The sequence below is a fragment of the Pseudomonas sp. AC136 genome (genome assembly GCF_979258585.1).
Map to the genome: position 1 here is coordinate 3997214 of NZ_OZ409865.1, position 21325 is coordinate 4018538.

The 21325-nt window shown below is 59.5% G+C and carries 18 protein-coding genes and 1 other RNA gene; 10 read left to right on the forward strand and 9 right to left on the reverse strand.

Annotated elements, in window-relative coordinates:
• Positions 1-160 precede the first annotated feature (160 nt).
• Positions 161-697 (forward strand): RrF2 family transcriptional regulator, encoded by a 537-nt coding sequence (locus tag ACZZZU_RS17880; protein ID WP_463381660.1) that lies wholly within the window; start codon positions 161-163, stop codon positions 695-697.
• 74 nt (positions 698-771) lie between these two features.
• On the opposite strand, the gene ACZZZU_RS17885 is transcribed toward ACZZZU_RS17880, so the two are convergent.
• Positions 772-1008: a hypothetical protein gene (locus ACZZZU_RS17885; protein ID WP_463551368.1), complete on the reverse strand. Its 237-nt coding sequence runs from the start codon at positions 1006-1008 to the stop codon at positions 772-774.
• Between the two features lie 341 nt (positions 1009-1349).
• On the opposite strand from ACZZZU_RS17885, the gene mqo reads away from it, so the two are divergent.
• Together mqo and ACZZZU_RS17895 are read left to right on the forward strand one after the other, a co-directional pair.
• Positions 1350-2999 carry a malate dehydrogenase (quinone) gene (gene mqo / locus ACZZZU_RS17890; RefSeq protein ID WP_463551369.1) on the forward strand — a complete coding sequence of 550 codons (1650 nt, stop codon included), beginning with the start codon at positions 1350-1352 and terminating at the stop codon, positions 2997-2999.
• A 39-nt stretch (positions 3000-3038) separates the two neighbouring features.
• Entirely contained in the window at positions 3039-3311 is a 273-nt protein-coding gene (locus ACZZZU_RS17895; protein WP_463551370.1) for a hypothetical protein, read from the forward strand.
• Positions 3312-3421: 110 nt separating this feature from the next.
• Here the strand turns inward: ACZZZU_RS17895 and ssrA are convergent.
• Positions 3422-3809: a transfer-messenger RNA gene (gene ssrA, locus ACZZZU_RS17900) on the reverse strand.
• 154 nt (positions 3810-3963) lie between these two features.
• Between ssrA and ACZZZU_RS17905 the strand changes: the two genes are divergently transcribed.
• The gene (locus ACZZZU_RS17905; protein WP_463551371.1) at positions 3964-6888 is read left to right on the forward strand and encodes a response regulator; all 2925 of its coding nucleotides are present in this window, start codon (positions 3964-3966) and stop codon (positions 6886-6888) included.
• 88 nt (positions 6889-6976) lie between these two features.
• On the opposite strand, the gene ACZZZU_RS17910 is transcribed toward ACZZZU_RS17905, so the two are convergent.
• The 4 genes from ACZZZU_RS17910 to ACZZZU_RS17925 form a co-directional block, all read right to left on the reverse strand.
• Complete coding sequence (locus ACZZZU_RS17910) at positions 6977-7285, reverse strand: hypothetical protein (RefSeq protein WP_122493087.1); 309 nt, start codon at positions 7283-7285, stop codon at positions 6977-6979.
• 250 nt (positions 7286-7535) lie between these two features.
• Positions 7536-10352, reverse strand: coding sequence for an FAD-binding and (Fe-S)-binding domain-containing protein (locus tag ACZZZU_RS17915; protein ID WP_463551372.1), 2817 nt, complete (start codon positions 10350-10352; stop codon positions 7536-7538).
• 27 nt (positions 10353-10379) lie between these two features.
• The gene (gene lldD, locus ACZZZU_RS17920; RefSeq protein ID WP_122493085.1) at positions 10380-11549 is read right to left on the reverse strand and encodes an FMN-dependent L-lactate dehydrogenase LldD; all 1170 of its coding nucleotides are present in this window, start codon (positions 11547-11549) and stop codon (positions 10380-10382) included.
• Between the two features lie 93 nt (positions 11550-11642).
• Positions 11643-13334 (reverse strand): lactate permease LctP family transporter, encoded by a 1692-nt coding sequence (locus tag ACZZZU_RS17925; RefSeq protein WP_463551373.1) that lies wholly within the window; start codon positions 13332-13334, stop codon positions 11643-11645.
• Positions 13335-13645: 311 nt separating this feature from the next.
• Between ACZZZU_RS17925 and ACZZZU_RS17930 the strand changes: the two genes are divergently transcribed.
• A complete protein-coding gene (locus ACZZZU_RS17930) occupies positions 13646-14413 on the forward strand; it encodes an FCD domain-containing protein (protein ID WP_122493083.1) in 768 nt (255 codons plus the stop codon).
• Between the two features lie 108 nt (positions 14414-14521).
• Here ACZZZU_RS17930 and smpB read toward each other — a convergent pair whose 3' ends face one another.
• Positions 14522-15004: an SsrA-binding protein SmpB gene (gene smpB, locus ACZZZU_RS17935; RefSeq protein WP_122493082.1), complete on the reverse strand. Its 483-nt coding sequence runs from the start codon at positions 15002-15004 to the stop codon at positions 14522-14524.
• A 176-nt stretch (positions 15005-15180) separates the two neighbouring features.
• Between smpB and ACZZZU_RS17940 the strand changes: the two genes are divergently transcribed.
• From ACZZZU_RS17940 to ACZZZU_RS17950, 3 genes are read left to right on the forward strand one after another with little or no spacing between them, the layout of a single operon-like run.
• Positions 15181-16584 (forward strand): sodium-dependent transporter, encoded by a 1404-nt coding sequence (locus ACZZZU_RS17940; RefSeq protein ID WP_463551374.1) that lies wholly within the window; start codon positions 15181-15183, stop codon positions 16582-16584.
• A gap of 7 nt (positions 16585-16591) precedes the next feature.
• Positions 16592-17026, forward strand: a complete 435-nt coding sequence (locus ACZZZU_RS17945; RefSeq protein WP_463551375.1) for a type II toxin-antitoxin system RatA family toxin — start codon at positions 16592-16594, stop codon at positions 17024-17026.
• A complete protein-coding gene (locus ACZZZU_RS17950) occupies positions 17019-17324 on the forward strand; it encodes an RnfH family protein (RefSeq protein ID WP_463551376.1) in 306 nt (101 codons plus the stop codon). Before ACZZZU_RS17945 ends, ACZZZU_RS17950 begins: the two co-directional genes overlap by 8 nt.
• Positions 17325-17438: 114 nt before the next feature.
• Here ACZZZU_RS17950 and ACZZZU_RS17955 read toward each other — a convergent pair whose 3' ends face one another.
• Positions 17439-17957, reverse strand: a complete 519-nt coding sequence (locus ACZZZU_RS17955; RefSeq protein WP_463541048.1) for an outer membrane protein assembly factor BamE — start codon at positions 17955-17957, stop codon at positions 17439-17441.
• Positions 17958-18054: 97 nt separating this feature from the next.
• On the opposite strand from ACZZZU_RS17955, the gene fur reads away from it, so the two are divergent.
• Positions 18055-18459: a ferric iron uptake transcriptional regulator gene (gene fur / locus ACZZZU_RS17960; RefSeq protein ID WP_122454032.1), complete on the forward strand. Its 405-nt coding sequence runs from the start codon at positions 18055-18057 to the stop codon at positions 18457-18459.
• A 343-nt stretch (positions 18460-18802) separates the two neighbouring features.
• On the opposite strand, the gene recN is transcribed toward fur, so the two are convergent.
• Entirely contained in the window at positions 18803-20482 is a 1680-nt protein-coding gene (gene recN / locus ACZZZU_RS17965) for a DNA repair protein RecN (RefSeq protein WP_463381669.1), read from the reverse strand.
• Between the two features lie 136 nt (positions 20483-20618).
• Between recN and grpE the strand changes: the two genes are divergently transcribed.
• Positions 20619-21248, forward strand: coding sequence for a nucleotide exchange factor GrpE (gene grpE, locus ACZZZU_RS17970; protein WP_277342729.1), 630 nt, complete (start codon positions 20619-20621; stop codon positions 21246-21248).
• Positions 21249-21325: the final 77 nt, after the last annotated feature.

Sequence of the window (21325 nt, forward strand, 5' to 3'; positions counted from 1 at the left end):
GGCTAAAAGATGACGCTTTGCGTGTTTGGTGTATTTCCCTTTAAATAACAGTTGCTTGCGTGTGAATAATTGCGTTTATGTAAAAAATTAAATGTGTTTTTTGTTGATGAAATATCAGAGATTTCGCATCATTTTGCGACCAAATTAGTCGGAGTTTTAAGTGGCTTTGTATAGCGCAGGTGTGGAGTACGGCATCCACTGCATGTTGTGGTTAGCGGACGAGAAGGGTGATAGCCGCGAGGCCAGCGTGCGTGCCTTGGCGCAATTGCAAGGCGTACCGCCGGAACTGCTCGCGAAGATTTTCACCCGGCTGGCCAAGGCCGAGTTGGTGGTTGCCACCACGGGCGTACGCGGCGGCTTCAAGCTCGCGCGCCCGGCGGACGAGATCACCATGCTCGATATCGTGCGTGCCATTGATGGCGATAAATCCATCTTCGATTGCCGCAACGTGCGCGAGCGCTGCGCTGTGTTTGACGGCTCCCCGCCCGAGTGGGCAATGGCCGGAACCTGCGGCGTTCATGCGGTGATGCTCACGGCGCAAAAACGCATGGAAGAAGCGCTGGCGCAGCAAACCGTGCTTGACGTTGCCCGTCGCTTCGGCCGCAAAGCGCCGCCCGAATTTGGCGAGCAGGTGATGCGCTGGTGGGATGAGCAGCGCGACGGGAAAGCCAGTCCGCCCGTCTCTGACACTGAATAGGCAAGCGCCTGAACGCCGAATAAAAAAAAGCCCGCATTCTCACGAAGCGGGCGTTTTTTTGCAGCTGCAAAGCGCTATTCGCTGCCGGCTTTGACCTGCACCTCGGTAATTTTAAGCACTTCAGCCTGCTCCAGCACCTCAGCTTCGCTGGCTTCGGCATCCGGCATCAGCAGGCTGTTCTCGGCATCGCCATGGTGCAGCTCAATAAGATGACGCACCGCCTGCGCCTGGCTGAGTTGCGCGTTTCCAGTGTCGATGGCGTACGAGCGAGGCTCGGCTTCGAAGCGGTAATGAATGGTGAATTGGGGCATGACGAGTTTCCTTTGCATGTGAACGGATAACTAATTGACCTGGAGGTCAAGAAAATCGTTCACGCCGTGTCGTTGCTCGTACCCCGCGTCGTTTCTGCAGCGATTCGCTTAGGGGGTTCGGCAAGCGGCGACGTGCTTTTAGTCGAATTCGCAACCTCGCGGCCGACGGTCACAGAGGTTGAACAAACTCCGAAGCCTCGCCGTCGACTCTCTGACTTCTGCAGATTTCCTCGCCCGCTTCGCCGGCAGCGTGGGAAGCCGCTGCCACTTTTTAAGACCCTTAGAGGCTGTCCGCTCGACCCGTTCCCAAGCGTATGTGCCCTGATTTTTAGAGGTGATTCATGAACACGACTTTTAAGCTGGCCTCGATAGGGCTGTTTGTTTCGTTCGGTTTGCAAAGCGCATTTGCCGAAGAAACGAAGAAGGTGGATGTGCTACTCGTGGGCGGCGGCATCATGAGCTCGACCTTGGCGATCTGGCTAAACGAGCTGGAGCCTGGTTGGTCGATGGAAATGATCGAGCGCCTCGACGGCGTGGCCGAAGAAAGCTCCAACGGTTGGAACAACGCGGGCACCGGTCACTCGGCATTGGCCGAGTTGAACTACACGCCAATGGACGAGAACGGCAACGTCACGATCAGCAAGGCGGTGGAGATTAACGAATCGTTCCAGATCACCCGGCAATTCCTCGCCTGGCAAGTGAAAAAGGGTGCGCTGAAGAACCCGCATTCCTTCATCAATTCCACCCCGCATATGAGCTTTGTCTGGGGCGACGAAAACATCCAATTCCTCAAAAAACGCTACGAGGCGCTGCAGGCGAGTCCGCTTTTCCGGCCGATGCAGTATTCCGAAGACCCGGAGCAAATCAAGCAATGGGTGCCGCTGATGATGGAAGGCCGTGACCCCAACCAGAAGCTCGCCGCCACCTGGACCCCCATCGGCACCGACGTGAACTTTGGCGAAATCACTCGCCAATTCGTCAGCCATTTGCAGAGCCAGCCGAACTTCGCGCTAAAACTGTCCACCGAAGTGCAGGACATCACCCGCAACGACGACGGCTCCTGGCATGTGGAATACAAGAACCTGAAAGACGGCACAGAGGGCGCCACTGATACCAAGTTTCTCTTCGTCGGCGCTGGCGGCGGTGCGCTGAAACTGTTGCAGAAATCCGACATTCCGGAAGCTCACGAATACGGTGGTTTCCCGGTAGGTGGCTCGTTCCTGGTCACCGAAAACCCGACCATTGCCGAGCAGCACATGGCCAAGGCCTACGGCATCGCGCCGACTGGGGCGCCGCCCATGTCGGTTCCGCACCTGGACACCCGCGTGCTCGACGGCAAACGCGTAATCTTGTTCGGACCGTTCGCCACGTTCTCCACCAAATTCCTCAAAGAGGGCTCGTTCTGGGATCTTTTTAGCAGCACCACCACCGAGAACGTCTGGCCGATGACTCGCGTCGGGTTGCGTGAATTCGACTTGGTGCAGTACCTGATTGGCCAAGTCATGCAATCGGACGATGACCGTTTCGAAGCGCTGCAACAGTACTTCCCACAAGCCAAGAAAGAGGATTGGCACTTGGTACAGGCCGGCCAGCGCGTGCAGATCATCAAGCGAGACGAAGACAAAGGCGGTGTGCTGAAACTGGGCACAGAAGTAGTCACCTCCCAGGACGGCACCATCGCCGGCCTGCTCGGTGCTTCGCCGGGCGCTTCGACCGCTGCGCCGATCATGCTTGAAGTGCTGAAAAAGTCCTTCAAAGACCAAGTAGAAACGCCCGCCTGGCAGGAAAAGCTGCATCAGATTATTCCCAGCTACGGCACTCATCTAAACGACAGTGCCGAACGTGTCGAGCAAGAGTGGGCGTACACCAGCGAAGTGTTGCAACTGGCACCACCGCCCGGCATCAACAAAGAAAAGGTGCCGCAGCCGACCGGGCCGGTTGGAGAGCCGGGTGAAACGCACCAAAACCAAGACCCCGACTTGAACCCTTGATGCAGGCGAAAAGCCTGAGGGATGAGCAGGACGGCGCCCATGAATGAAACCGAACGTGCAAAGGAAATGGCAGCTTGGCGATACCTGCTCGAAGACGACGTGTATCGCCTGGGCTTCCCGAAGGATTTCCATCGAACCCTGATGACGCGCGCCGATGAGCTGCTAGCGCGCGGAGTGATCTGCGAATCGGATTGGAATCTGCTGAAAGATGCCGCGGACCAAGCTTATAAACGCACCTGCCACGGGCTTGAGCGCAACGAAAAGGATTGCGTCAATCTGGCTTCGCTGCGGTTGCCTGGGGACGTGCAGTGACGTTTGCGCTAAATAGACGACTCAGCGTCGTAGCGGTTGGAGCGACAACTTCGCTAGTCCACCGCCCAAAGAAAAACCCCGAAGGTTTTCACCTTCGGGGTTTCTTTATTTGGTGGAGCCGGGGGGATTTGAACCCCCGTCCGCCAGTCCGCTGCTGTCGGTTCTACATGCTTAGCCGTGTCTATTGAGTTAACCCTCAGCCGCCCGACGGGCAGGGTGCTTTGGGCGAGTTGTGTAAGTTTTAGCCGTTTCGTCCACAACGTACTACGCGGCGATTCTGTTCTATATGACAATCATTTTGGGTTTACAGACATCCCCTCATGATTGCTGGAGCCGAAGCTACCAGAAGTGCGACTAGGCTGCTTACGCAGCTAGTTGGGCACCGTAATTGTCATCATTGGCAATTATAGAGTTTTGCAACAGTGGATTTACGAGTTCTGTTACCAACTCGGCATGCCCCTCAAGTTTTGTAACCGGCGTCGAATCCTAATCGGCCCCAAAACCTATCGTGGTTAACGATTGGGACCGGCAGTCTACTGCAAAGGTTCCAGCGCGTCGACCAGCTTGCCGTACGCCATCGGCGCCAACAGGCTATAAGATTAGGCTCATAAGTATTCTGTCGTAACGTGCAGTTATTGCTGAGACCTGCCCTATGCCGTGTAGCCCGCGTTACCCCTTGCGCCAATGGATTTGGCGCGCGTTTTTGCAAAGTGCGTTGATTCCGCTGGTGCTGGTGGAGTCGGTACTCATTGCCGTGTACCTGCTCACCAATACCGCCATTCGCGACACCCAGTTGGACTACCTGCAACAGCGCGCTGCCCAGGATTTAACCGGCACCGTGCAACGCGAGGGCGAGATCATTGGCCGGCGCCTCGAGGGCTTGGAGGCGCAGACAAAAATCTACCAGGCCGCGACCACGCGCGCGCTATCCGACCTGACGTATCAGGCCGATGCACTGGAACGCTCACGCTATTCCACCACGCCCGACGGCGTGCATTACAGCCATCGCGACGAGGGGCGTGCGGCGTCGTTTTATTCCAACGCCACACCGGTGGAAAAACAGGACCACGACAAAGTGCTGCGCCTGTCCCGCGTGGACGTACTGATGCGCTGGATACGCGACGCCAACCCGCTGGTGTCGGCGCTGTATTTCAACAGTTGGGACAGCTACAACCGCATCTACCCGTTCTTCATGACGCCGGATCGCTATGCTCACGACATGGTGATTCCTGATTACAACTTCTATTACTTGGCCGACGCCAAGCACAACCCCGAGCGTAAGGTGGTGTGGACCGACGTGTATCTCGACCCCGCCGGCCAAGGCTGGATGATGTCGGCGGTGGCGCCGGTGTACCGCGATAATTTTCTTGAAGGTGTGGTGGGGCTCGACATCACGGTCGGCCAGATGGTCAGCGAGATCGGCAACCTCCAAGTGCCCTGGCATGGCTATGCCGTGCTGGTCAGCCGCGATCAGAAAGTCATCGCCTTGCCCGCTGCCGGCGAGCAGGATTTCGGCCTTAACGAACTGACCGAATACAGCTACGCCGAAGCGGTGCGGCGCGAGGTGCTCAAGCCCGACGACTTCGACCTGAAAGACCGCCGCGATTTGCAGCCGTTGCTGCAAGCCATGACCGCCAGCCGCAGTGATGTGAAAGAAGTGATGCTGGGCGGCCGTAAGCAACTGGTGGCCTGGAGCGAAATTCCGCAAACCGGCTGGCGGTTGATGGTTGTGGTGGATGAAGCAAACATCTTCCAGGCCACCGAAAATCTGGCCGAGCGCTACCAGCAGATTGGCTACCTGCTGATCGCCGGTCTGGTGTTTTTCTACCTGCTGTTCTTCGCCTGGATGTGGCGGCGCTCACGGCTGCTGACGGCCAAATTGGCCAAGCCCATGGCGGATGTGGTGGACATGATGGGCGAGCTGGGAAAAGGCAATTACAAGCCGCAGTCCACCGACATCGAGATCGACGAACTGGCCTACATGGCCGAGGCGGCTCAGCAGACCGGGCAGCAACTCCAGGCCAGCGAAGACGAGCGCTTCAAAGCGCAAGCACAGCTGGAGTTGGTGCTCGAAAGCACCACCGAAAGCCTGTGGGAAGTTGAAGCGCGGAGCATGACCATTACCGTGCGCGGGCGAGGCGTGAAGCGTTACGGCCTGAATATCCAGTGCCTGACATTTGCCGAGTTCAACCAGCGCGTGCACCCCGACGATCTCGACCGCTTGCGTCAGCTGCGTTTCGGTTTTGCCGACAGCACCGAAGACACCTTCGAGGCGCAATATCGCTTCGCCGACGCCGAGGGCAATTACGTCTGGCTGCTCAGTCGCGGCAAAGTGCTGGAACGCGATGCGCAAGGTCGACCCATGCGCGTGGCCGGCACCCACGTGGATATTTCCGGGCTCAAACAAGTGCAGGAAGACCTGCGCCGCGCCAGCCTGGAGGCGCAAGAGGCCAGCCAGGCCAAGAGCCGTTTCCTGTCGAGCATGAGCCACGAGTTGCGCACACCGCTCAACGCCATTTACGGCTTTGCGCAATTGATCGAGTTGGATGCCCAGGAGCAGCCCGGCGCCGAACAGCAGGCCGACTATGCCCGCGAGATCGTTAACGCCAGTCGCCATTTGACCTCGCTGGTGGAAGACATCCTTGATCTTTCCAGCATCGAAAGCCGGCGCCAGCAATTGCAGTTTTCCTCTGTCGACGTGGCGGAGCTGCTGCGCAGTTGTGCCGAGCTGGTGCAGCCGGAAGCCTCTCAACGTGGCCAGCAGTTGCAAGTGATGGCGTCGGAACAGTCCGGCATGTACGTCTGGGCCGATGTCCGTCGGGTGCGGCAGGTGATGCTCAACCTGCTGTCCAACGCGATTAAATACAACAGCCCGCAAGGCATGGTCAGCCTCGGCTACGAAGTGCGCGCCAGCGGCATTCGTCTATGGGTGCAGGACACCGGGCCGGGCCTGACCGACGATCAACAGAGCCGGCTGTTCCAACCGTTTCAGCGCCTCGGTTGGGAAAATTCGACCATCCCCGGCGCCGGCATCGGTTTGGTGCTGAGCCGCGAACTGGCGGAGTTGATGGACGGCGAGCTGGGCTTGATGAGCACGCCGGGCATTGGCAGTCGTTTCTGGATCGACCTGCCTAGCGCTGCCGCGCCGGAAACCAGCGCGCCGTCGAGCTCCGTTGCCGCGAAGGAAAGCAAGGAATTGGCTGCCGTGCTGTGTGTGGAAGATCACCCGGCGTGCATGCGGGTATTGCAGGAAGGCCTGCGCGGAATGGCGGACGTACGTGGTGCCGCGTCCATACAGCGCGCGTACGCCATGCTCGAAAGTTTCACGCCGGACCTGGTGCTGCTCGACCTCGACCTGCCCGACGGCGATGGCCTGCATATTCTCGACCTGCTGCGCCGCACCCCGCACCTCAGCGATGTGCCGGTTTTGGTGGTGAGCGCCGCTGCCGACGAAGACGTGTTCGCCGACGCTCTGCGCCGTGGCGCGCAAGACTGCCTGGCCAAGCCCGTGGACTTGCAACAGCTGCGGCAAGTGGCGATGAAGCTCTTGGTGGAGGTGGTGGTGATTGATCAGTAGGGCGACGCAAGACGCCTGACGGCGACTAAATTCCATCCACAAAAAAGCCGGCAGAACGCCGGCTTTTCATTTACGCGAAAACCGACAATCAGCTACCGCCGCTGCCGCCACCGCTGTCGCCGCTGCCTTCGGTGTTCGGCGCTTCGAGGCGTTGCACGGCCATGGCCGAGGCTTCCACGCATTTCTTCTCATCGCCAGCGGCTTTCGCTTGCTTGGCGGAGGTTTGCAGTTCCATCACTTGAGTCTTCAGCGACTCGCTCATCGTGGCCTGCTTGGTGGTCAGGGTGTCCTGGATTTTCTGCAGGTTGGCTTCGCACAGGTCGGCGGCGAAAACAGGTGATGCCATCAGAGTCGCGGACAGTAGTGCCGCTGGGTACAGCAAGGCGGTGCGCTTCATGGTGAATCTCCTTCTCGTGGCTGCAGCTCTCGTCCAGAACCCCGGGTTGGGGCTCGCGGAGCCGTGAGGGGGCGAGACTGTCAAAACCCGCTTTATCAGCGGGCGTATACAGATGGACTTTCACCTAAACGAAGCGGTTCAGTGTTTTTTCCAGCCTTTTCTCACCCGATTTTTGTAGGAGCGGCTTCAGCCGCGATCGGCCCGATGCACTAATGCCGTCCTGCTCGCACCGAATCCCAACCGCCCGGCCCTACGCCGACGGCACCCGCGGCTGCGTCACCCGATCCACCAGATACACCAGGCTGTGGTAGTCGATGCCGCTATGTTGGCTCAGGCCAATTTCACAGGTGCGGCTGGTGGAAATGCCTTCGTCGCAGTGCTGCACGGCGTCTTTCAAACTGCGCAAGGCGTGGGCGTTCAACTGCGGCGTGGTGAAGCCTTTGTCGCCAGCGAAACCGCAGCAATGAATGCCTTCGGGCACCACCACATTTTTGCTGCACAGGCGCGCCAGGTCGATCAGCGCCTGGCTTTCGCCGAGGTGTTGGGTGCTGCACGTTACGTGTACGGCGATGGGCGCGTCCTGGGGCACGAATGTCAGCTTGTCGAGCAAGTGGGTGCGGATGAAGCGCACCGGATCGTAAAGGTCCAGGCGCGGTTCGCTCAGGTCTTGCACCAGCCGAAGCGTGCACGGGCTGGTGTCGCAGTAGATCGGGTCGAGCCCGCCACGGCTGGCTTCAAGCAGGGCGTTGATCAGTTCCTGGCGTTTGGCGTCTGCCTGCTCGTTGTAGCCTTTCGAGGCGAAGGGCTGGCCGCAGCAGAGGTTGTCCAGATTGCTCGGAAACACCACTTGATAGCCGGCTTTTTCCAGCAAGCTTTGGGTTTTGCCGAATAGCGACTGTTGTTCACGATCCGCCGCTGCGGGGCCCATGGCGCGGGAAACACAGGCTGCCAGGTACACCACGCGCGGCCTTGCATCTTCTACGGGCGGGGTGAAGCGAACCGCCCGTTCGGGTTGCGGCATGGCCGGTGACCACTGCGGAACGCGCTGTTTCGAGGCCTTGCTAAACCACGCCGAAACCTTTGCCAGGCGTGGCGCGCCGAGCAGCATGCGCGCGCCGTTGGCGACATGAAGGGTGAAGCGCGCACCTTGCAAGGCGGTGTGAAAATTGTTGCTCAGCCAGTCGGCGGCTTTGCCTTGGTCGGCGCTTTGCGCGCGCAGTTTTTTCACCAGCTCGCCGGTGTTGATCCCGACCGGACAGCGCTGCGCACAGAGGCCGGTGGCGGCGCAGGTGTCGATGCCTTGGTAGTGGAAGTCGCGCTCCAGGTCGGTGGTGTCGAGGCCACCCCGTTGCTTGGCTTGAATGTCGCGCCAGATCACGATGCGTTGGCGCGGACTCAGCGTCAGGCCCTTCGAGGGACACACCGGCTCGCAGAAGCCGCACTCAATGCATTTGTCGACGATCTCGTCGGCGGCCGGCAGCGGTTTCAGGTGCTTGAGGTGCACCTGCGGATCCTCGCTGAGCACCACGTCCGGGTTAAGAATGCCGCGCGGATCGAGCAGCCGTTTGAGCTGCCACATCAGTTGATACGCGTCGCTGCCCCATTCCAATTCCACGAACGGCGCCATGTTGCGCCCGGTGCCGTGTTCCGCTTTCAGCGACCCGCCAAATTCCACCGCCACAAGCTGCGCGACGTCGTCCATAAACGCCGAGTAGCGCGCCACTTTTTCCGGCGTGTCGAAGGCCTGGGTGAAGACGAAGTGTAAATTGCCCTCCAGCGCATGGCCGAACAGGATCGCCTCGTCGTAGCGGTGCTTGTCGAACAGGGCAATCAGGCGGTTGACGCCGGTGGCCAGGTGTTCGACCGGAAAGGTCACGTCTTCAATGACCACCGTGGTGCCGGTCTCGCGCACCGCACCGACGGCGGGGAAGGTGTCTTTGCGAATCGCCCAGAGCTGGTTGTACACCGACGGATCGGTGCTGAAGTCGACCTGTTTTTCCACCGGAAAGCCGGCGAGCGAGGCCATGATCAGGCCGATTTGTTCGTGCAGCAGACTGTCGCTGGCCGCGCGGGATTCGATTAGCAACGCGCACGCGCCCGCTGACAATTCGCGAACGAATGCCGGCATGCCGACTTTGTTTTCCACCGAGCGCAGACTGCGTCGGTCGAGCAGTTCCACCGCTGAAACCGGTTGGCTTTTCAGCACGGTCACGGCGTTGCAGCAGCTCTCTACATCGGTGAATACGATCAGCGCCGAGGCTTTATGCGGGTGATCGATAACGGTGTCGTAGGTCACGGCGCTGATAAAGCCGAGCGTGCCTTCGGAGCCCACCAGCAGGTGAGTGAGGATGTCGAGCGGCTGGTCGTAGTCAACCAGAGCGTTGAGCGACAAACCGGTGGTGTTTTTCAGGCGGTACTTGTGCCGAATTTTCGCCGCCAGCTCGGTGTTTGCGCGGGTGCTGCGGCCCAGTTCAGCGAGCTGCTCCAACAGGGCGCCATGGGTGCCGTGAAAGGCGGCGACGCTGACCGGGTCTTCGCTGTCCAGGCGTGTGCCGTCGGCCAATACCAGGCGCATGCCGCCGAGCGTGTGGTAGGTGTTTTGCGCCGTGCCGCAGCACATGCCGCTGGCGTTGTTGGCGACGATGCCGCCAATTTTGCAGGCGTTGATCGAGGCTGGATCCGGGCCGATCTTGCGCCCGAACGGCGCCAGCCAGGCGTTGGCCTGGGCGCCGATGACGCCAGGTTGCAGACGAATCTGCGCACCGTTCTGACGAATCTCACGGCCGTTCCAGTTATCGCCCAGCACGATCAATACCGAGTCGCTGATGGCTTGGCCCGACAAGCTGGTGCCCGCCGCGCGAAAGGTGACCGGCACCTGTTCGGCGTGTGCCAGTTGCAGCAGTTGCACCACTTCGTCTTCGCTTTCGACACGCACGACCAGCTTGGGAATCAGCCGATAGAAACTGGCGTCCGTGCCGAAGGCCAAGGTGGACAGCGCGTCGTCGAAACGCCGCTCGCGCGGAATCAGCTGTTCGACGGCGGCGAGGAAAGCAGTGGGCAAACTCAAAGGGCAACTCCTGAACGATGGCGCGGGTTACTGCTGAAATTGCTCAATCACGGGCTGGCCGAGTTCGCGCACCAGTGAGTCGGCGTTGATGTCGGCGATGGTTTTGGCGCCCGTCAGCACCATGGCCACGCGTATTTCCTTTTCGATCAGCTCCAGCAGGTTAGTCACACCGGCACCGCCCGCTGCGGCCAGGGCGTAAATAAACGCGCGGCCGAGCATGACCGTGTCTGCGCCCAGGGCGATCATGCGCACCACGTCGAGGCCGTTGCGAATGCCGGAGTCAGCCAGAATCGCCAGGTCGCCTTTGACGGCGTCGGCGATGGCCGGCATGGCGCGGGCGCTCGACAATACGCCGTCGAGCTGACGGCCACCGTGGTTGGAGACGACGATGCCATCGGCGCCGAATTTCACCGCGTCTTTGGCGTCTTCTGGGTCGAGGATGCCTTTGATCACCATCGGGCCGTCCCAGAAATCGCGGATCCATTCCAGGTCTTTCCACGAAATCGACGGGTCGAAGTTGGCACCCAGCCAGCCAATGTAGTCGGCCAGCCCGGTGGGGTTGCCTCGGTACGCGGAGATGTTGCCAAGGTCGTGCGGGCGGCCAAGCAGGCCGACATCCCACGCCCAGCTCGGATGGGTAATGGCTTGCAACATGCGGCGCATCGGCGCGTTGGCGCCGCTCATGCCGGAATGGGCGTCGCGGTAGCGGGCGCCAGGCACTGGCATGTCGACGGTGAATACCAGTGTGGTCACACCGGCTGCCTTGGCGCGCTCCAGGGCGTTTTTCATAAAGCCACGGTCTTTAAGCACGTACAGCTGGAACCACATGGGGCGGTCGATGGCGGGCGCTACTTCTTCGATGGGGCACACCGAAACGGTCGACAAGGTGAACGGAATACCTTTGGCGGCGGCGGCTTTGGCGGCCTGCACTTCGCCCCGGCGCGCATACATGCCGGTCAGGCCGACAGGTGACAGCGCCACGGGCATGGCCAAGGTTTCGTTGAATAGCCGGGTTTCCAGGCTCAGCTCAGACATATTGCGCAGGACGCGCTGGCGCAGGGCGATGCTGGCCAAGTCCTCTACGTTGCGCCGCAAGGTGTACTCGGCGTAGGCGCCACCGTCGATGTAATGAAAGAGAAACGGCGGCAGCTTGCGTTGGGCGGCGATCCGGTAGTCGGAAGAAGCGGAAATAATCATAGGGTCGTCCCGTGTGGAAAAAGACCCGAAGCGGCGAGCCGCCTCGTTCAGTTCAGCGCCGACACCCGCAGCGGCGGGGCGGCGCCAGCGGGTTTAATGCACCAACATGCCGGTAAGCCAATAAGCCTGGGCCAGGGTGATCAGGCCGACAAAAGCGGCGAAGATCAGGCTGTGCTTGAGGGTGAAGCGGAACAGATCCGACTCCTTGCCCACCAGGCCGGTCGCGGCGCAGGCCACGGCAATTGACTGCGGCGAGATCATTTTGCCCGTCACGCCGCCGCTGGTATTGGCGGCCACCAACAGGGTGTCGTTCACACCAATTTGATGCGCGGTGGTGGCTTGCAACGAGCTAAAGAGCGCGTTGGAGGAGGTATCCGATCCGGTCAGAAACACGCCCAGCCAGCCAAGAAACGGTGAGAAGAACGGAAAGGCCGCGCCAGTGCCAGCGAGTACCAAGGCCATGGTCGAGGACATGCCCGAGTAGTTGGTGACAAAGGCAAAGGCCAGCACCATGCCGATGGACAGGATCGGCCAGCGCAATTCGTACAGGGTTTCTTTAAAAGTGGTCAGACCAGTTCTGAAGTCGATTTTCAGGATCAGCATGGAGATGAGCGCTGAGAAGAAAATCGCCGTGCCGGTGGCTGAAATCGGATCGAGCTTGAAGATCGCCGGAATGGCCGTTGGCGCTGTAACGATAGGCGCCGTTTTGATCACCAACTGATCCAGGTGCGGAATCGCGAAATTAAACACGGTGCTGTACATCGCACCGCCCGCCGCAAACATGGCCTTGAAGGGCTTGAGCGTCCAGATGGTCACCAGCACGGTGAGAATCAGGAAGGGCGACCAGGCTTTGAATATTTCACCCAGGCTATAGGGCGAAGCGGTGGTCGTATGCGGTTGGCCGAAACCGCCCACGCTCGCCACTGCATTGCCACCCGTAGCGCCGGCAATTTGCGCATTGGCGCTGCGACGCGGCTGCCACACTTTCAGGAACAAGGTGAGCGACACCAGGCTGACGAGTGCGGAGGTGATGTCGGGCAATTCCGGGCCGATGAAGTTCGAGGTGAAGTACTGAGTGATCGCAAACGACAGCCCGGCCACCAATGCTGCCGGCCAGGTTTCTTTAATGCCGCGCCAGCCATCCATCATCGCCACCAGCCAGAACGGCACGATCACCGACAGCAGCGGCAGTTGGCGGCCGGCCATGGCGCCGATCTTGAAGGCGTCGATACCCGTCACCTGGCCTGCGACGATGATCGGAATGCCCAGCGCGCCGAATGCCACCGGTGCGGTGTTGGCGATCAGGCACAGGCCCGCCGCATACAACGGGTTGAAGCCCAGGCCCACCAGCAACGCGGCGGTAATCGCTACCGGCGCGCCGAAGCCCGCCGCGCCTTCGAGGAACGCGCCAAAAGCAAAACCGATCAGCAACACCTGCAAGCGTTGGTCGTCGGTAACGGAAAGCACGGAGCTGCGGATGATTTCGAACTGGCCGCTCTTCACGGTCAGTTTGTAGAGAAATACCGCCGCGACGATGATCCACGCGATTGGCCAGAGGCCGTACATAAATCCGTAGCCGGCGGCGGCAAACGCCATGTCCGCCGGCATCTGGAAGGCGACGATGGCGATGACGATCGACAACGCCAGGGTGATGCTGCCCGCCACGTGGCCTTTGAGGCGAAACACGGCGAGCGCAAGGAAAAAGAAAACGATCGGTACGACGGCCGCCAGGGCGGACAGCCCAAGACTGCCCAGTGGGGTGTACAGCTGTTGCCAGGTTTGCATCGTCGGTTGGCTCCCTGATTATTGTTGGGTGTGCCTGGGTGTTGGGTCACGGTCCAGGCGCTTTGTGGCGGGATGGGTGTGCTCAACTTGCGTGTCGGTTAATTGGTCATACCAATTTACAAATTCGACGGCTCAGGGTAAAAGCCCTACACAGACTCTGTCAATTTGCCTACATACGACTTTGGTCTTGGGGTGGGCGGAGTCGGGTAATTCTTGTGAGATGAATGGCGCGGTCGTTAGGCTGCTGCCGACGCGTCTCAGGCGCAGGCCAGAACGGTCGCGATTTGAAATCGGGCGTAGCGGAGAAAGGCATGGGGTTCGGTCATATTCAACAGCGCCGCTTGTCGGACGATATCGTTTCGCAGCTGGAACGCATGATTTTGGAAGGCACGCTCAAAGCAGGGGAGCGTTTGCCGGCCGAGCGAACGCTGGCGGAACAATTCGGTGTGTCGCGCCCTTCGTTGCGTGAAGCCATTCAGAAGCTGGCGGCCAAGGGGCTTCTAGTCAGCCGTCAGGGCGGCGGTAACTATGTGGCGGAATCGCTGGGCTCGACCTTCAGTGATCCGCTGCTGCATCTGCTGGAGAGCAACCCGGAGGCGCAACGGGACTTGTTGGAGTTTCGCCACACCCTGGAAGGCTCGTGCGCGTTTTATGCGGCGCAACGGGCCACTGAACTGGACCATCAGCGCCTGCGCGAGGCATTCGAAGCGCTGCAACAGTGCTACGCCAGCGAAGGGAAAGTCAGTCGCGCCGAAGAGGGCGCGGCGGATGCGCGCTTTCATCTGGCCATTGCCGAAGCCAGCCACAATGCAGTTTTGCTCCACACCATTCGCGGGCTGTTCGACCTACTTAAGCGCAACGTGGTGACCAACATCGGCGGCATGTACGCCCTGCGCAGCGAGACACGGAAAATGCTTATGCAGCAGCACGGCGAGCTGTATCAAGCGATTATTGACGGACGCGCGGAAGAGGCGCGGGAAGTTTCCAATCGCCATATTCATTACGTACAGGAAGTGCTGGCCGAAGGGCTGCAAGAGGCGCAGCGCGTGGCGCGGGCGGAGCGGCGGCAGGGGTTTTAAACGCGCTGAAGCAAAAAAGCATCGCGGCTGAAACCGCTCCTACAGACTGTGCGAGTCGTGGGGGCGGTTTCAGCCGCGATGCTTTTGGATGCAGCAGGTTGGGCGGTGTTAGTCGTCCTTGCCTTTGGTGCGGACGGCGCGTTGCAGCTCGCGGTCGGAATCGCGCTCACGCTCGGTGTGGCGTTTGTCGTATTCCTTCTTACCTTTGCCCAAGCCGATTTCGCACTTGATCAGGTGCGCTTTCCAATAAATGGACAGCGCCACGCAGGCGTAACCTTTCTGCTGCACCGAGGAGGTGAGCTTCTCGATTTCGCGCTTGTTGAGCAGCAATTTGCGGGTGCGAACCGGGTCGGCAATAACGTGGGTGCTGGCGGCAGTTAGGGGCGCGATGTGCGCGCCGATGAGCCAGGCTTCGTCGTTTTTCAGCAATACGTAGCTGTCGACTAACTGCGCTTTACCGGCGCGCAGGCTTTTGACTTCCCAGCCAGCGAGCACCAGACCTGCTTCGAATTTATGTTCGATGAAGTAGTCGTGACGGGCTTTCTTGTTTTGGGCGATGGTGCCCTGAGGGTGTTTTTTTTGCTTGGCCATAGGCGCGGCATTATAAGCAACAGTCTTGCTGCTGGCGACAGTTTACGCAGCCGCTACGCTAAGGCTGCTCGTGTTGCCATCACGGCGCGTGCCCTTGAGGGGCAGGGGTGAATCTCGGACAATGCGCGCCTCTTCTTTTCGGCCTCCCTTGGGCCGCATCAACCGGCAGGTTTTTTATGGCAGGCGACAAGGTTTCGGTTCACGGCTCGTGGGCTAGCCGCTGGGTATTTATTTTCGCCGCAACCGGCTCGGCGGTAGGGCTGGGCAGTATCTGGAAATTCCCGTACATGACCGGCGTGTATGGCGGCGGCGCGTTCGTGTTGATGTTTTTGCTGTGCATCGCGCTGCTGGGTGTGCCGGTGATGGTGGCGGAGACCTTGATTGGTCGCCGCTCCCGCTTGAGCCCTGCCAACGCCCTGCGAGCGCTCGCCGCTCACACCGCCCATGCGGGTAAATGGTCATGGGCAGCGTTCGCCGGAATGGTCACTGCGCTGTTGATTCTTTCCTTTTATAGCGTGGTAGGCGGCTGGGCTTTGGACTACATCCTCGGCGTTGGCTGGGGGAAATTTCAGAACATCGATGGCGAACAAGCCGCGCGCTATTTCGCCGATATGGTGGCTGACCCCTGGCGGCTGATCCTTTGGCACTCTGCTTTCATGCTGTTGTCAGCTGTGGTGATCGCTCGCGGCGTGGTCGAAGGGCTGGAAAGCAGCCTGCGGGTGATGATGCCGCTGTTGTTTGTGCTGCTGCTGATTTTGCTCGGCTACAGCCTGACCACCGGCCATTTCATGGAGGGCGTGCGGTTTATGTTCCACCTCGACCCTTCGAAACTCATGGATGGTTTGCTGCCAGCTATGGGGCACGCGTTTTTCTCGTTGAGCGTGGGGATCGGCGCCATCCTGGTGTATGGGGCGTACATGCCCAAGCAAACGTCCATCACCGGCACGGTAGTGGGTGTCGCGTTGCTGGACACCTTCGTGTCGCTGGTCGCCGGCTTGGCGTTGTTCCCGATCGTGTTCGCCGCCGGTTTGAACGCGGGCGAAGGGCCGGGGCTGATGTTCGTTACCTTGCCGCTCGCCTTTGGCAATGTGGCGTTCGGTCAGGTGATTGGCGTGGTGTTTTTTGTGCTTGTCACCGTTGCGGCTTGGAGTTCGGCGATTTCGCTGTTGGAGCCGATGGTGGCTTATCTGGTTGAGCGCACCCGTTTCAGTCGCGCCAAGATCACCTCGGCGCTGGCCTTCAGTTGCTGGTTTGTTGGGCTCGGTACGGTGTTCTCGTTCAACATTTGGAAAGAGGCCAAGTTCTTTATCAGTGAAGGCGAAGGGTTTCAGCTTTATCAGTGGGGTGCTGCCGGTGGGCTGGACCTGTTTGGCGTCATCGACTTTTTCACCTCACGCATCATGCTGCCGCTCGGCGCGCTGACCTTCGTGGTGTTCGCCGGCTGGATCATGGGACGCGAGGCGGTCCGTGATGAACTGGCGATGCGCAATCGTCGCTTGTTCGCCATTACCTTCTTCCTTATGCGTTATGTCGCGCCGCTGGGTATCCTCATCGTGTTCGCTACGCAGTTATTTAAGTGAGATTTGCATGACCACCCATATTCAACGCTCCGCTTTACTGCCGTATCCGGCCCAGGCGCTATTCGACCTGGTTAATGACGTGGCGAGTTACCCGGGCTTCCTACCCTGGTGCGCCTCGACCACCGTGATCGAGGAAACCGACACCTTGATGCGCGCGAGTCTGGAAGTGGCAAAAGGTGGATTGAGCCAGCGCTTCGTCACACGCAATACGCTGGTCAATGGCCAAAGCATCGAGATGAATCTGGAAGAAGGCCCATTCACCGAATTGCACGGCGTCTGGCAGTTCAAGGCGCTGACCGACAAGGCCTGCAAAATCAGCTTGGACCTTTCCTTTGAGTATTCCGGGCAACTGGTGCGTGCCACGCTGGGGCCGCTGTTCAACCAGGCTGCTAACACCTTGGTGGATGCGTTCTGCCAGCGGGCTAAAGAGTTGTATGGCTGAAGCGCTGATTACGGTTGAAGTGGTATATGCCCTGGCCGATGAGCAACACCTGTTGCCGTTGCAGGTGCCGGCGGGTACGACGGCGCGGCAAGCCGTAGAGCGGTGCGGCCTGACGGCAACGTTTGCCGAACTGGATCTGCAAACCTGCCCGCTCGGAATCTTCGGCAAGACGCTGGCAGACCCGCAGGTGCGTGTGTTGGCGGAGGGGGATCGGGTGGAAATTTACCGGCCCTTGCTGGCCGATCCTAAAGAGGTGCGTAAGCAGCGAGCGGCAAAGGCGGCGGCTAAGCGGCAGTAGCCTTGTTCTTGGCTCGCTTGCGAAGCGTCGCACTGCCTTCTGCGCTTCGGTTACGAATTTCAGGCAACAAAAAGCCCGGACTGGTCCGGGCTTTTTTGTGTCGCCAGTAAAGGATTACTGAGGCGAGGTTTCCAGCGGAGTTGGCGTTGGAACCGGTACGGTTTCGACGTCAACGTCTTTCTGGATTTTCTCAAGCAGCGAGCCAGGTTTGGCGGGCTCTTCGGGCTTGGCTTTTTCTTCCGCTTTCGGCGCTGCGGCTGGGGCGTCATCCGGGCCGAGAATTTCCTGGTCGCGGCTCACGCCTGGCATGAAGTCACCGGAAAGGCCTGCCAGTTGGTCATTGGCGTCGAAGAGGATGCTCACGCGTTCTTGCAAGCGCTGACGGCCACCGGGCTGGATGCTGTAGAGGTAGTCCCAGCGGTTGGCGTGGAAGGTGTCGGTAATCATCGGGTTGCCCATGATAAACCGCACTTGGCGTCTGGTCATTCCAGGCTTCAACTGGTCTATCATGTCCTGCGTCACGACATTGCCCTGCTGGATGTCGATTTTATAAACCCCGGGGAATGAACAGCCGGCGAGTGCGAGTAAGCCCACAACGGTGAGGCTAGTCAGCAAGAGCTTGGTGTTTTGCATCGGTGGGAGACTTCCACTATCTTGGCTGGGCAATTTGGCCACCGATCATACCTGCATTGAAGGGAGCTGCGAAGCAGCAACCACGAGAAAGCTGACCATGGTAGAAAATAGCGAACTACGTAAAGCTGGCCTGAAAGTGACCCTGCCGCGGGTCAAGATTCTGCAGATGCTCGACTCTGCAGAGCAGCGCCATATGAGTGCGGAAGATGTCTACAAGGCACTGATGGAGGCTGGCGAGGATGTGGGCTTGGCCACGGTCTACCGTGTACTGACTCAGTTCGAAGCTGCTGGTCTCGTGGTGCGTCATAACTTCGATGGCGGTCATGCCGTATTCGAATTGGCCGATGGCGGTCACCACGACCACATGGTCTGCGTCGATTCCGGCGAAGTGATCGAGTTCTTCGATGCGGAAATCGAGAAGCGCCAGAAGGAAATCGTGCGTGAGCATGGTTTCGAACTGGTGGATCACAACCTGGTTCTCTACGTCCGCAAAAAACGTTGATTGGAATCTTCTGGTCGTCGGCCATGCTGCGTTGAGCGCCACCATAAAATGCTCACGTACTTGAGTACGCTGCGCTTTTCTGCCGTCGCTCGCCTTGCCTGGCTCTAGCCCAGAAGCCCCAATCCACGTTTTTAGATACGCAGTAAAATTGGAATCTTCTGGTCGTCGGCCATGCTGCGTTGAGCGCAACCATAAAATGCTCACGTACTTGAGTACGCTGTGCTTTTCTGCCGTCGCTCGCCTTGCCTGGTTCTAGCCCAGAAGCCCCAATCCACGTTTTAGACTCACGAAATAAAAACGCCGCGTCTCGAAAGAGCGCGGCGTTTTTTATGGCGGCGGTTTTTTAAGCGTTGGCAGCAGCGCTGCTAACCATTTTCTTCGCATGGGCCAGAGATTCTTCGGTGAGATCCACGCCGCCCAACATCCGCGCCACCTCTTCAACGCGACCGGCGCTGTCGAGGGTCGCCACGGCCGTGTGGGTTTCGCCATCACCGCGCGCTTTGTGTACGAACAAATGTTGATGCCCTTGCGCGGCCACTTGCGGAAGGTGCGTCACGGTCAGCACCTGGCCCCGTTCACCAAGCCGGCGTAGCAATTGGCCGACCACTTCGGCCGTTGGGCCGCCAATACCGACATCCACTTCGTCAAATACCAACGTGGGTACGCGCGAGGTTTGGGCCGTGATTACCTGAATCGCCAGGCTGATCCGCGACAGCTCGCCGCCAGAGGCAACCTTCGCCAACGCTTTAAGCGGCTGGCCCGGGTTGGCGCTGACCAAAAATTCCACCTGTTCCAGACCTTGTGGGTGCGGGTCGGTGCTGTTGGTGTTGTGCAGTTCGATGGTGAAACGTCCGCCGGGCATGCCCAGGCGCTGCATTTCTACCTCGACGGCGCGGGCCAGGTTGCTGGCGGCGCCGTGGCGAAGGGCGCTGAGTTCTTCAGCTTTTTCCTGGTAATGACGTGCGAACGCCGTCAGCTCTTCGGCGAGTCGCTCGGTGGCTTGGTCGTCTGCATTGAGGCTTTCCAGCTCCTCGAACAACTGCTGCTGCAGGTTCGCCAGTTCGCTGGGCAGAATGCGGTGCTTGCGCGCCAAGGTATAAATAGTATCGAGGCGTTCTTCCAAGAGCTGGAGACGCTCGGGGTCGGCGTCGAAGTGGTCAAGGAAGCGATTCAGTTCGCCAACCGCTTCTTCCACTTGAATCTGCGCGCTGGCGAGCAGGTTTACCGCTTCACCCAGCGAGCCCGGTTGGCTGCGGAAATTGCTCAGGCGGCTCACGCTGCCGGTCAGCGCAGACAGCACGTTGCCACCGTCATTTTCGCTGCATTGCTCAATGACCAGCCGGCAGGCGCTCAGAAGGCCCTCCGCATTTGTCAGGGTTTTGTGTTCCTGCTCAAGCTGTTCCAACTCATTTTCGCCGAGGCCGAGGTTGTCCAGTTCTTCCAGCTGATAGCTGAGCAACTGATGGCGCGCGCGTTGCTCGTCGCTGGCGCTGGACAGTCGCTCCAGCTCGTTTCGAGTTTGTTTCCAGCGCTGCGCAGCTAGTTGCACCTGGCGCGCCAGCTCCTGGCTACCGGCGAATTCATCCAGCAGGCGGCGGTGTGTTTCCGGCTTTAGCAGGGATTGGTGTTCGTGCTGGTTGTGGATATCGATGAGCAATTCACCGATGGCTTTCAGGTCGCCTTGCGGGCACGGCGAGCCGTTGATGTAACCGCGTGACCGGCCTTCGGCAGTGATAACGCGGCGCAGGATGCACGGGCCGTCATTGTCCAGGTCGCGCTCGGCCAGCCAGGCCTTGGCTTCGGGAATGTCGGCGAGATCGAAGCTGGCGAGAATGTCGGCTTTATCGGCGCCGGGGCGCACCACGCCGCTGTCTGCGCGGTCGCCGAGCGTGAGGCCGAGGGCGTCGAGCATGATGGATTTGCCGGCGCCGGTTTCGCCGGTGATCACGCTCATTCCGCCATTCAGCTCGAGGTCGAGGTGCTCGACGATGGCGTAGTTGTGTACGGAAAGATGTACCAGCATGGCGGAGGCTCCAGGCATAAAGTCTGGTTATTTATACAGTGTTTGTTTTATGCCTGACAATCCTCTCGTGCTCTTGAATCGTCAGATTGTGGCCCCATATAAGCGGCAGAACCGTGAGTTGAGGCTCGCGACATGAATACTCACCGCTCGGAACGGTTTAGCCCGAGCAGGCAAGCGATATAAAGAGGAGAACCGCATGGCCGACGAACAGACCCAGAACGCCCAGAATCCAGATATTGAAAATGCTGCCGAGTCGGCGGTGGGCGAAGACCTGGCGGCCCGCGTGCAAACGTTGGAAGAGCAGCTCGCTGCTGCTCAAGACCAAGCGTTGCGCGTTGCGGCTGACATGCAGAACGTGCGCCGCCGCGCCGAGCAGGATATTGAAAAGGCGCACAAGTTTGCGCTGGAAAAGTTTGCCAACGACCTGCTGCCGGTTGTCGACAGCCTTGAACGTGGTCTGGAGCTGTCCAACCCCAACGACGAGGCGATCAAGCCTGTACGTGAGGGCATCGAGCTGACGCTCAAGCTGTTCCAGGACACGCTCAAGCGTTACAACCTCGAAGCCATTGACCCGCACGGCGCGCCGTTCAACGCCGAGCATCATCAGGCGATGGCAATGCAAGAGGCCACCAACGTTGAGCCCAATAGCGTGCTCAAAGTGTTCCAGAAAGGTTATCTGCTCAATGGCCGTTTGCTGCGCCCCGCGATGGTGGTGGTCAGCAAGGCGCCAGCCGAGCCGCAACCTTCGATTGACGAGCAGGCTTGAAATTCGCCGTAAGGCCCCCATTTATCAGTCAAGCGTTTAAGTGCTACCGCAGTTAGCCACCACTGCTGCGGCAACCA